Annotated in this window: 6 protein-coding genes; 3 read left to right on the forward strand and 3 right to left on the reverse strand. The window is 48.5% G+C overall.

Annotated elements, in window-relative coordinates; translation table 11 throughout:
• Positions 1 to 28 precede the first annotated feature (28 nt).
• The 3 genes from LOY56_RS07375 (at position 29) to LOY56_RS07385 (ending at position 8,887) form a co-directional block, all read left to right on the forward strand.
• Entirely contained in the window at positions 29 to 1,966 is a 1,938-nt protein-coding gene (locus LOY56_RS07375) for a glycosyltransferase family 2 protein (protein ID WP_258620783.1), read from the forward strand.
• A gap of 694 nt (positions 1,967 to 2,660) precedes the next feature.
• A complete protein-coding gene (locus LOY56_RS07380) occupies positions 2,661 to 7,637 on the forward strand; it encodes a glycosyltransferase (protein ID WP_258620785.1) in 4,977 nt (1,658 codons plus the stop codon).
• A gap of 197 nt (positions 7,638 to 7,834) precedes the next feature.
• Positions 7,835 to 8,887 (forward strand): NAD-dependent epimerase/dehydratase family protein, encoded by a 1,053-nt coding sequence (locus tag LOY56_RS07385; RefSeq protein WP_258620787.1) that lies wholly within the window; start codon positions 7,835 to 7,837, stop codon positions 8,885 to 8,887.
• 322 nt (positions 8,888 to 9,209) lie between these two features.
• Here LOY56_RS07385 and LOY56_RS07390 read toward each other — a convergent pair whose 3' ends face one another.
• The 3 genes from LOY56_RS07390 to LOY56_RS07400 form a co-directional block, all read right to left on the reverse strand.
• Entirely contained in the window at positions 9,210 to 10,406 is a 1,197-nt protein-coding gene (locus tag LOY56_RS07390) for an acyltransferase (protein ID WP_258620789.1), read from the reverse strand.
• Positions 10,407 to 10,867: 461 nt separating this feature from the next.
• Complete coding sequence (locus tag LOY56_RS07395) at positions 10,868 to 11,611, reverse strand: ABC transporter ATP-binding protein (RefSeq protein WP_258620791.1); 744 nt, start codon at positions 11,609 to 11,611, stop codon at positions 10,868 to 10,870.
• Between the two features lie 13 nt (positions 11,612 to 11,624).
• Positions 11,625 to 12,425 carry an ABC transporter permease gene (locus LOY56_RS07400; RefSeq protein WP_258620793.1) on the reverse strand — a complete coding sequence of 267 codons (801 nt, stop codon included), beginning with the start codon at positions 12,423 to 12,425 and terminating at the stop codon, positions 11,625 to 11,627.
• Between the last annotated feature and the right edge of the window lie 470 nt (positions 12,426 to 12,895).

Raw genomic sequence — 12,895 nt, forward strand, 5'->3', positions numbered from 1 at the left:
AGTTGCATTGGTTAGGGGGTTCGATTTAATGAGTGGTTTATTTAGTATGGTTGCTTCAAAGATTTGGCAAGTCGTAATGCGTTTTTCTCGAGGGCTACGCTCTTTTTTGGCCAGGTCTAAAGCGTTTATTCGGCCCTTTTACCAAAAGTTTCCTTTCCTTGTGTGGATTCGTGTTCGTATACATCTGTTTTTCAAGCGTTTGCGCGAAAACATAATGTTAGTGATTTATTCGAGAAATAATACCAAGGCTATACAGGCTATATTGAATCGTCGTTTCTCACGGTTTCAGAACTCGTCGATCGCCCAGGCGCAACCAGTTATTGATGTGTCGGTGGTGACATTCAATAGTGGCAAGTGGGTTGATGGTTTTTTTGAATCGTTAAGGGCGCAAAGTTACCCGCTCAGCAAATTGAATATGTTCTTTGTTGATAATGGATCTTCGGACAGCACCCTCGAAGCATTGCAGCGTTGGCAGGCATTGCTTGATCAGGAAGTGGCTGGTTTCGACATTATGGAAGGCGACAATGTCGGGTTCGGTGCCGGGCATGAAGAGGCAATCCGTAAAGGACACTCTGAGTATTTTCTTGTTAGTAATGTGGATATCGTTTTTGCCAAAGACTCTATAACCAGAGTGGTGGCCGCTGCTTTGGCTGATGCCAAGGCTGAGGTGGCATCCTGGGAGTTGAGGCAGGCACCTTATGAGCACCCTAAATATTATGATCCGGTAACGTTGGAAACCAACTGGTCGTCCCATGCTTGCGTACTTGTAAGAAGGTCGGCTTACGTTGAAGTCGGTGGCTACGAGCGCGAGATCTTCATGTATGGCGAAGACGTCGAGCTTTCCTATCGCTTCAGGTCCTATGGATACCAACTCAAGTATTGCCCGTCCGCCGTCGTCTATCACTATACCTATGAGCATGAGCATCATATAAAACCGATTCAGTATACCGGCAGCACGCTGGCCAATGCTTATATCAGGCTACGCTATGGGAATTTGAGCGATAGAGTGGGTGGCTTTATCTTGCAGTGTCTGCTTTTGCTCCGTCCAGAACCCTATGCTGGCGCCCGTCGGGATGTGTTCAGAAACTTCGGTGTGATATTCAAGAAGGCTCGGTATTTTATGCGGGGCAAGGGACCGAGTGAAAACTGCTATTTCCCTTTCAGGGGCTTTGATTATGAAATGATCAGGGATGGGGCGTTCTGGGAGGTGGGTGAGCCATTAACCGATTACCCTCTTGTTACTGTGGTTACTCGAACTTACAAGAATCGAGGAGAGTTTCTCAGGCAGTCCATGATGTCAGTGCTTAATCAGACGTATCCGAATATCGAGTTAATAGTCGTTGAGGATGGCGGTTCTACGATGAGCTCGGTTGTGGCTGATTTTGAATTTCCGGAGGGAATGAGTGTTAGTTACTACTCCCTCGATAAGGTCGGTCGTTCGGTGACCGGTAATTATGGTTTGGAAAAGGCAGCCGGAAAATATTGCATGTTTCTCGATGATGATGATTTGCTTTTTGCGGATCATGTCGAGGTGCTTGTTGGTGCGGTGGCGAAAAATTCTGATGCGGTAGCAGCCTACTCATTGGCGCTGGAAGTCGGTACTGTTGTCAGTGGCGTGGAAGAGCAATATTTTGAGGTTAGCCATGCTGTACCTCCGATTCTCAAGCAAGAATATGACTATGAGGTTCTGCTGGATCACAACTATATAGCGATCCAGTCTCTCCTTTTTCAAAAGGATCTCTACTTGCAACGAGGTGGATTTCAAACCGATATGAGCAGTCTCGAGGACTGGAACCTTTGGTTGCGGTATGGTTATGGCAATAAGTTCGTTTATGTGCCAAAAACAACGTCTTTGTTTAGAACTCCTGGTGACCCCACTGTAAGGGTGGAACGGCATATGCAGTTGCATGAAGCTTATTATATTGCCAAGAATCATGCAGTGAAAACGTGTAAGAGTTATACCTGAGTTCGTGCTTTAGCGGTTTTGGGTATTGAGTTTTGTGAATTGAGTCATTCTGTGTGAGTGGCTCTTTTTTTGTATTTCTCTACTGATGTAGCTCTGGCTTGTTAGTAAGTGGTTGGTTTTGTATACGGCTTGTTGACTCTTTATTGGTTTTTTGCTCCTCAATATTCTGGTTTTTTCCAGACGGATGGGGCAGCCCTTTAAATAAGCAAATCAAGCTGTTTCGGGAGGGGCGCAGGCCTGGGCCAGGATGGTTTTGAGCGGTGCCCGTCCTGTGTCCGTCAACGATTCAGTCCACCGTGTACGTGACTGGGTTTGAGGTGTTTTTCGCTCTTGGCGGTAGGGGCTTGAGCCTTTTTTGTTGGGCGCTGCGGCTAGGCCATAGGTAAGGAACCCGATATTTCGGAGCTATTTTGAATGTTAAGACCAAAAAATGTTATAAATCAGTTTTGGTTGGTTTCGCGCTTGTCTGCTCCGAGTCGGTGACCGCGTTTGTGGTTCACTCGGCCCAAGGGGGCTAACGTCGTCGACGTATAGTCGTCGCTGGAACCAGGGAGTGGTCATTTGCAAGTGTTACCCTTTTTTGTAGGGCTATGGTTGTAGCCGTCTTACAGGGTGTTCGTATTAGTGCAGATAATTTACTCGTTTGGAAGTGCGTTGCTGAGAGTCAGCATGCCCATAGGATTTTTTGACGCATATGCTAAATATTAGTGATTTGTCATCAGTGGACAAACAAAAAGTCTTCGACTATCTCAAGTGGAACAGTTTCCGTTCCGAGAAGTACAAGGTTTTATACGTTAGTGCCCCCAAGGTTGCGAGTACTTCCCTGAAGTGGTGGTTTGCGTCACTGGAAGGTTGTTCGCAGGCCTTGCGTGGAGTCGGTGAGGCGGCGGGAAGCACTTCTGATCAAGTTGTTCACGAGTTTCACAAGGTTGCGCCTCATGTCAGCGGGCTGGAAATAGACGACCTTTTGGAATCCCTTCTCTCTGATACATATTTTCGATTTGCCGCCGTACGAAACCCATACAAGCGTATCTTCTCTGCATGGCAGTCGAAAATACTGTTGCAAGATCCACAGCAGGTCGCATCGTATCCAAAGTTTGAGTTGTTACAGCTGCCGGTAAAAAGCGTAGCGGATGTTGCTTCGGCTTTTGAGGCGTTTCTGGAGTATCTCGCAAGCAATCGCGCATCTTCACCTGAGAAGGATTTTTGGGCGCCTCAAGCCACGCTATTGCGTCCGGATTTGATCAATTATTCCTTGTTGGTCAAAATTGAAAATTCCTCTGGACTCCATAAAGCATTATCGGAGCACTTCGGTGAGCAGACCACCGATCCTTTTGCAGAACCTTCGCCAAGTGAAAATATCATTCCCTTCCTTCCTGATTTTATAACGGAACGAAGTGCGAGCTTGATTAAAGAGTTGTATGCCGAAGATTTTGATGTTTTCGAATATGACGGGCAGGTACCAGAACGTACAGAAGCGTTTTCGGTAGAGCAGTTGGATCTCGCGTTTGACGCGGCCAGGCTGATTCGGGAAAGTCGTCAACAAATAGATGCGCGCGCCCTTAAAATCCAGGACTTGACTCAACAGGTCGAGGATTTTAATCAGCGAATTGCGTCATTGAATCCGACCCTGTTTGAACGTGAATCGCAGTTAAAAGAGCTCATGGGTTCTTTGGTTAAGCGCGACCGACATATTGCCAGTCTTGAGCAATCTGTGGGTGTGCTCAACAGGCAGTTAGTCGACCTCAAAGCCGTCTTGGTTGATCACGAAAAAGAGGGTATCAGTCTGAAGGCTGATCTGCTCAAGATGCAGCAGGAATTCCATGCATTACTCTTTTCGCATTCCTGGCGTTTAACCTCGCCTGTGCGAATAGTTTCAGGGTTTGTGCGAGAGTCCGTCCATAACGTCAGAACGCTGACATGGAGTAAAGTACTCGACTCGTTAAGGCGTCGTCGAGAGCTGTATAACGAAAACACTCTTCGTGAGATTCACGAAAGCGGGTTGTTTGATCCGGATTATTACCTTGCCAGTAATGCAGATGTGCGTGCAAAAGGCACTGATCCACTCAAGCACTACATGCTCAAGGGTTGGATAGAAAATCGCAATCCTTGCGCCGCTTTCAGTCCTTCGGATTATCTGTTGGCCAACCCTGATGTTGCCGAGGCTCAGGTACATCCGCTGCTTCACTACATTCAATGTGGCCAGCTCGAAGGTCGTCCAGTCAGATTGCCAGCTCGCATTTGCGAAATGACGGCGGTCAAGCGTCGTCCCGTCGGGCGTAATGCGGTTTTCAAGCCGTATGGTGAATATACACCGATACCGGTACTCAAGGCTGTGCTTGAGGCACAGATCGAAGTCGTCAAAAAGTCAGGATTGTTCGACGAGAAGTACTACCTTGCAATGTACAGCGATGTACCACAGGTCTCGGTAGATCCGCTCAGGCACTACTCTGAACAGGGCTGGCGCGAAGGTAAAAATCCGTCCATGGACTTTGATACCCGCGCCTACCTCGCACTTTACAAAGACATTCAACACATTGGTCTCAACCCGCTTTGGCATTACATTGTCACTGGCGCGGCAGAGCATAGAATAGCGGTACCGGACGCGCTCATTAATCACGAAAACGACATCCGTTTTGGTGAAGTTAACAGCGACATCAAGTTGCTCGCGTTCTATGTATCGCCTGACTGGGAGGCGTTGCGTAGTGCCAGATTCGCTTCCAAGGGCAATCCGCAGCGATCACGCCCTGATAAGATGCTTGGGTTGTATGATTCGTTGGACGGGAGTGTGCTCACCCAGCAGGCACTCAGTGCCAAGAGTCATGGCTTTTTCGGCTTTTGTTTCAAGCTGAGTGCAGATTCGGTTGCGCAAGCGTCGCCACAGCCTCTGGATACCTTTCTTGCCCATACGGAAATCGACTTTAATTTCTGCATTCAAATAGATTTGCATCAGGACGGTCTGTCGAACAACTTGATTACGCCTGTCGTTGCAGTTCTGGCTGATAAGCGATGTGTGCAGGTTGATGAGCGACCCGTCATCGTGGTTAAGCTCAATGAATACGACGAAGACATAGTTGATTCAATTCGCAAGCTCCGTGAGCGATTGGATGAACTGTGTGATGGCGTGTACCTGATTGCTCAGTTTGGTTTCGCGGGTTCGGAAGAGTTGGCGCAGGACCTGGATGGTTTGTGTGACGCCGCGCTTGATCTTTCTGCAGATCCTGTGCCGGGCGAAACTGGCGTATTTCCACCGCAAAACAAGAATGGAATAGATACCGTTCCGTATAATCTTGTTGCTTCGCAAGGGATCGTGCGAGCACAGAAAGCACATCTTCGTGCTACTCCGGTTTTCCACGCTATTTCATTAGGGCGTGATGAAACTGCGCTTAAGCAATATTCTCCTCTGGTTTATTCGCGCTTTCACATTCGTGACTATGGGCGTTGGCTTGACGCGGCGATCAGGGGCGCGAGAAAGGCTCTCCCCGAGGATCGCCGTCTGCTGTTCGTGAATGCCTGGAACAATTGGCAGGAAGGACTTTACCTTGAGCCGGACAGTATCACTGGTTTTGGTCGATTGAACGAAACAACACGCGCTCTGCTGGATATTGATTCCAGTGTCGTTATGCCAAAAATTTCGGTAATTGTTCCAAATTATAATCATGAGAGCTATCTCGCTCGTCGGCTGGATAGTATTTATGGGCAGACTTACAAGAATATAGAAGTCATCCTGATGGATGACTGTTCGACTGATGATAGCCGTTCGGTGTTAACTGGTTATGCGGAAAAGTACCCAGATATAACGCGCTTGTTGTTCAATGAGACGAACTCGGGTGGCGTTTTTCATCAGTGGGCTAAGGGAATCAAGGCGGCCACAGGTGACCTGGTATGGGTCGCTGAAAGCGATGATTACTGTGATGAGCGTTTCCTGGCGGCGCTTGTTAGTTGTTTTGATGATGAAGCGGTCATGCTTGCGTACTCGAAATGTGAGTTCGTAACCACGGACGAAGTGGTTATGCCGGACCAGTTCCTTAACTATGTAAGTGATCTGGATTGTGCGAATAAATGGGCGGGTTCCTATGTAAGCACGGCGCATAACGAAGTGCGCTCGGCGTTGGGTATTAAAAATACAATACCTAATGCCAGTGGCGTAATTTTCAAGCGTCCCGTTGATATGCCACTGTTGGATGACCAGTCGTGGCTGTCAATGAAAGTTGCCGGTGACTGGGTCTTCTATTTGCATATCCTGCGCGGCGGAAAGATTGCTTACTCCACTGAGGGTACAAACTTTTTCCGTCGACATTATGCAAGTACTGCCAACACCACTTATCGCAAAGAGGTCTTTTATCGCGAACTCGGGGTGGCGAACAGAACGATCCAGTCCCTCTACAATGTTCCGATGTCGGTGCTTGAGGCTTGTGAGGAATCCAGCAAGAAGCTGTATGACCACTATGTCGGGGGTTCCGCAGAAGAGTTTTTACGCTGGTACGACCATGATTCGATTGTTCGTGCAAGGGCTGATCGACTGCCGAACGTGATGGTTTCGACCATCGGCTTCTATCCGGGCGGTGCCGAAATTCTTCCGATTCGACTGGCAAACGAGTTTAAGCGCCAAGGTATTTCCGTTTCCTTGTTTAGCGCCGGGATACCAAAACGCGAAGACGGGGTTCGCAAAATGCTGAGAAATGACGTGCCGGTGATCGAGACGTCGAATATCGAATCAGTGAAAGCGATCATTCATGATTTCGGAATTGAAGCACTTAATAGCCACCAGTGGTACGTTCAGAAGTACCCGGTCGATGTCCCGGATGTTTTTTCCGAGCTTGGCGCCCATGTGGCTGCTCTGCACGGGATGATTGAACATGGCAATGGAGTGACTGATGAACAGTTGCGCATTGCTGACAAAGGTGTCAGTACATGGGTCTACACCGCTGAGAAGAATCTTGTTCCTTTCTCGGACATTTCACTGTACGACAAGTCTTCTCCCCGTTTCGTCAAGGTTCCTAACGGGTTGCAGCCACCGGAAATCGTTCCAATCTCGCGCGTGCAGATGGGTATACCGGAAGATGCTTTTGTATTGTGTTGTGTCAGTCGGGCAATTCCCGATAAAGGCTGGGGCGAAGCTATCCAGGCAGTAGAACTTGCGCGATCACTTTCCGGCCGGGACATCCGTATTATATTGGTTGGTAATGGCCTGGTGTACGATGAGTACTGTCAAGCAGGTGCGCCGGACTTCGTTTACCTGGCTGGCTTTAGTGATAACTCCGTAGGCCATTATGCTGCCGCGGACATGGGCATCATGTTATCGACCTTCAGGTCCGAGAGTTTCCCTCTGACCATTGTCGATTGTCTGTTTGCCGGCAAGCCATACATTGCCACAGACGTAGGCGACATCAAAAACATGTTGACGATCGAGAGCGGCGTTGCCGGGGAGATTATCGAGTTGGAAGATTGGGTCGTCCCAATCGAGAGCACGGCCCGCGTCATTGCAGCGTTCGCGACAGATGAACGGAAATACCAGGAAGCCGTCGGCTTGGTGAAAGACGTTTCCAGTCGATATCGAATTGACGCCGTTGCCTCTCAATATCTTCGTTTGTTCGAGCGTGACATTCAGCAGCGCAGGGCGGAGTCGGCGAAGGCCGAAGGCTCTGGCATGACTGTCCAGGACCTGTAGCCGGACTTGCTGTAAGCAGGACAGCTAGCGTTAAGGGGAGGGCTCACAGGGCCGGTCCGGCTGATTGCCAGGCCTGCACTGAGAGCGAGACGGTCGTCTCCGGCAATTTGGTAAGCCGCCTCTCTTGACGTATCATTAGCCGTCACAGTGTGTTCCTTTAAATAATAAAGTGTAGGTCGTTGCAATGGTTGCCAAGGATGGGGCAGGTCACGCCCGCCTTGTCTGCTGCTGCACAAGGCGGCAGTTTCAACCATATCAAGCGCTGGAGGGCAACGTTGAATAATTCCGAGAACACTTCCCCTAATCCCGTTAAGCGATCCCTGGTTTTGGGGGGGCGTGGTTTCATAGGCACCCACTTGATAGACGCATTGCTTGATCAGGGGCATTTTGTGCGCTGTTTCGATCGTCCCAATGTGGTGCCGTTGGGTGAATCCCACTTCAGTCATCCTAATTTCGAGCTTTGCGAAGGAGACTTCACCAGTGAGGCCGAAGTCGCCAAGGCATTGGAAGGTTGCGATGTTTGCTATCACCTGGTGTCTACTACCCTCCCCAAGTCTTCAAATGCTGATCCCGTCTTCGATGTGGAGAGCAATGTCGTTGCGACCATCCGGCTGCTGAACCTCGCGGTGAAGTCCGGGCTGAGGAAGATTGTTTTTATCTCCTCCGGCGGCACGGTGTATGGAGACCCGACGCAAGTACCTATTCCAGAAACCCATGCTACTGACCCGGCCTGTTCCTATGGAATTGCCAAGTTAGCGATCGAGAAGTATTTGGCGCTTTTCCATCGCTTATACGGCCTTGATTATACTGTTCTACGTCTTGCAAACCCCTTTGGTGAGGGGCAGCGCACCTATGCTAGCCAAGGCGCGGTTGCCGTATTCCTTGGCAAGGTCCTGCGTGGCGAGACGGTTGAGATTTGGGGCGATGGCACGGTTGTACGCGACTACATTCATGTCTCTGATGTGGTGAGAGCGTTGTTGGCATCGTCAGCGCAATCCGGTGAAGAGCATGTGTTCAATATCGGTTCAGGGCGCGGACATAGTCTCAATGAGGTTCTTGACGCGATCGAGAGAGTCACGCGGCGAAATACCAGTCGTGAGTACTTGTCGGGTCGCGGATTTGACGTGCCTGTCAGTGTCCTGGATATCGAGCGCGCCAAACAATCTTTGGGTTTGGGGTGGGTCCCTTTCGTGAGTTTCGATCATGGATTGGAACGCTTTGCTGCTTGGTTATTGGATAATCCGGAATAAGCACATTGATTTAACGATGTAAACACTCCATAAGCCCACTTCTTGGAAGATGAGCTTATGGGGCGGTTACGATCTTTGGGGGGGGCTTCAAAGGCGGGGGGATGAGGCGTCAAATCAATCTGTAGAGGGGCACCATCCGGCTGGGTTGTGACGAAAGAAAAGCCCTTCCGGAATATTACGTATAAGAGCGCCGATTTGTTAGATATGTTTGCACCCGCGAACATTATCAATCAAATCGGCGTTCTTGTTTTGTGTTTCCTGTCATCCGTGAAAGATTATTTACGCGCCTGTACCTGATTTGTCGGTGATCGATAAGCGCGTCTTATAGGGTAGAGCTCAGGACTAATTTTTTCTCTTTCAAGAGTTTTAGTGTGGTTGCATTAACCTGTTTAACCCACCAGTCATCAAAACGAGAGAGTGGTATTGCTAGTGCTATTGAAGTGGTAGCCGTGACAATAAATACGATAATTAAACTTGATGTATTGCTGACTCCGTGATTTGCAAGTTTTAGATATGCGTAGCTTGATAGCGAGCAGATCACAAGAGTATGGACAAGATATAGTGGGAAACTAATTTTTCCGATGCCTCTTAAAAGTTTTCCATTCAGGTTTTTAAACACCTTTTGATTGGTCATGGTTGCGAATATTATGCAGGCGGAGCCAAGTGTGTGGAGTAGGGATTGGGTGTGTACTTTCATAATGATTGGGATGGCTGAAGCCCATGCGTATGATTTTTCCGGGATCATATAACCGAGCATGTATAGTCCAAAAATAATTAGCGCAATGGAGACAGGGAAAGGGATTTCTTTTTTGTTTTTCGCTAGATAGGCAGAAAGAAATGTACCGGCAACAAAGGGGAATATGAAGTCGCTATAGAACAGTGCTGATATTGAAATAATTATAAAGGCGTAAATTAGATAGCGGTATCCGAGTATTACGGAAATAAAGCATGCAAGCATAAAGACAATCATGCTGCCGAAAAACTCGGCTTTCATAGTCCAAAGGTTTGTATTGTAGAAGGCTTCGCCTGTGAAAAAAGTTGTCATCCCCTGCGTTAGAGCTTCCCAAAAGCTCGGCTCAAACCCTGGCGTCCATCCATGAGCAAATGTCGCAAGCCATGGGCTCAAGCTAAGTTGCGAGGCGTCATGGAAGTAATAAAAATCAAGCTCGTATAAGCAGTAACTTACGACAGTGGTAATTGTTACGATGGCGGCCAGTCTGGGAAATCTTTTAAGAAATGCAAGGAGAAGTTTTTGCGGGTTTTCATGATTAAAATAGGACCAGCACAAAACAAACCCGGAAAGTGTGAAGAAAAAACCAACAGCCGCTGTGCCGTTTAAAAGAGCAAAATATGGCTGCCCTATTAAGCTGTCTTTGTCTCGAGTTTGCTCTGATAATCCTGTTGTGTATGGAGAAAACGCTAAAAAAAAATGGTGAACAAGCACAATAAATGCAGCTATTCCTCTATAGGCTTCAAGAGGGAATAGTCTATTGCTTCCGTATTCCAATTTTGCTGACATGTCAGACCTTGAATGTTTATCGTTTGAACTTTAGGTGCGGAATGATAGGCATATTTATTTGTTTTGGCTAGCCTTGGCCGATAGCTTTGGGGGGGGCTTGCAGTGGCGTTGTCTCTCTCCGCACTGCGGAAATTTTCACACGATTACCGGATTTGTTGACGAGCACGTAAAACTCAGGTGGGTGAATAACCTCACCACAATGAACGGTTCAACCGGGATTGCGAGGCTATCGATAGATTTTTTTTTGGGGGGGGTGGATACAGATAAGCCTTTTCCGCTTTTACGTCGGTCGCATCATAAGATGTAGCTGGCAAGAGGCTTTGTTGCTTTGGCTTTTACGCTGCAATGGCTATGCGGCTACTTTCATACAGAACCTACGTTTATCTTGACTTGATAAAGTAGATTCTTTATGAGTTCACCGGTTATTAGCTTAATGAGGGTTGCAGGCGCGAACGACAATATTAGTGGCCAAAATAAGCTCGGGTAACTGTTTCGGGGTCCGAATCCATTTTTATTTTGCCGTGCTCCAGCCAAATGACCCGATTGCATGTATGCAACACCAAATCACGGGAGTGGCTGGCTATCACCAAAATGCTGGTGGCTTGGACCAGTTCGTTCATCCGAGCTTCTGCTTTGTGCTTGAAGCCTTCGTCCCCTACCGACAGCCATTCGTCCATGATCAATATTTCAGGTCTGATGGTCGTCGATACCGCAAAGGCCAAGCGCAAGTGCATGCCGGAAGAGTACGTGCGTACCGGCATGTCAATGAAGTCACCCAGTTCTGAAAACTCAATAATTTCGTCGAGTTTTTCTGCGATATCACTTTTTGTCATCCCAAGCAGGATGCCGCGCATGAAGATGTTTTCCCTGCCGGATGCCTCCGGGTCTATCCCTAATGAAATATCAATGAGGGAAGCGACTTCGCCGCTGATACTAGCGGTGCCAGCGGAGGGGGCGTATACACCGCTCAGCAGTCTGAGTAATGTACTTTTGCCAGCGCCGTTATGACCGAGTAATCCAACCCGGTCTCCGTCATTGAGAGAAAAAGTAAGGTCCTCCAGTGCTCTGACGATCACTCGGCCTTGGTCGTTGGCACTGAGTTTGCCGCCTGTAGCGACTTGAATCAGTCGCTTTTTCAGAGAGCGAGCACTTGCGTTATAGATAGGGAAATCAACGCATGCGTTATGAAATTCAATACAAGCCATAATAGTTTTCTTCTTAGAGCCAATAAGCAATGCGACGTTTATAGAGGCCATAGATGATGATCGCTATGCACCAGCCAAACAGAGCCATGCCCCCGGCCACGCACCAGCTAACAGTGCTCACATCCTGTCCGAGCAAGGGGGCCCTGACGATTTGTATGAGGTGATAGATGGGGTTCAAATCCAGTAAATAGGTGCCGGCTCGTCCTGGTAGCAGGCTTGGAAGCCACATGATTGGCGTCAAGTAAAAGGCAATTTGCAAGACGCTCGCAATGATCTGCGGGAGGTCGCGATATCGCGCGCATAAAAGGCTCAATATCAAGCTGATCCATGCCAGATTGAGAACAAGCAGTGCAAAGCCCGGGACACTCAACAGTGCTCCAAGACCCAATGGTTTCTGAACAGCCAGCAGGACAAGCGGGAAGATGACGATATTGTGCGCGAGGATCAAAGTATTGCGCCATATTGTGCGTAAAATATGCACGAATAATGGGATGGGGAGTTGTTTGATAATACTTTCTGCGGCGATGAGGCTGGTGCAGCCCTCTAACACGCAGGTAGAAATAAAACTCCAGAGAATCATACCTGCTGCAAGAAATGGCAGAAAGTCTTTCATGGGGGAGTTAAATATTTGGCCAAATACGAGGCCAATAGTACCAATCATAACCCCCATGCTGATGGTTAGCCAAAACGGTCCGACAGCAGAGCGCCTATACCGTTGACGTACATCCTGCCATCCGAGCATGCCTACCAGCGAATAGCGCTTTACAGCCGTCGCTATATCTGCCATGGCGACGGTAATTGAGTTGTTTAGCATTCGAAACACCGGGTTGTCAAAACAGTCAATGATTGTAATCTTGTAGGAGGGGGGAGTGTCACTTTTTCCATCCCGTCTAGTTTCCAGTTTTTCACGATCGCGGGATCTACTCCGCGTAGAGTGCCTCCCCCTGTTGCAAGGATGGAGAATAAAGTCTGCAGCTATTTCGTATGGCGCGCGCTCGCTATCATGCCAAGCTTGAGCTATTCGTTAAAAAAGAAGTGCTTGTGTCGAGTGGGTCGGGTGTGCTAGCGATCATGAATAAAATCTCTGTCAGATGATTCGCACTTTCTCTATCATCCCACGGTCAGAGGAGAACTCCCAAGAAATTTCCCTCACTCCAGAAGCGCATTTTGGGTTAAGTGACGGCGTCTGATCGTCAGCGCTCCAATAAATCGCCTGCTCGGAAGCGGGCGGAGCGATTAGCTAATGGTTGCCGATGAACAGTTTCGCGGCAGCAACGTTTCGTG

The sequence above is a fragment of the Pseudomonas sp. B21-048 genome (genome assembly GCF_024748615.1).
Taxonomy (GTDB): Bacteria; Pseudomonadota; Gammaproteobacteria; order Pseudomonadales; family Pseudomonadaceae; genus Aquipseudomonas.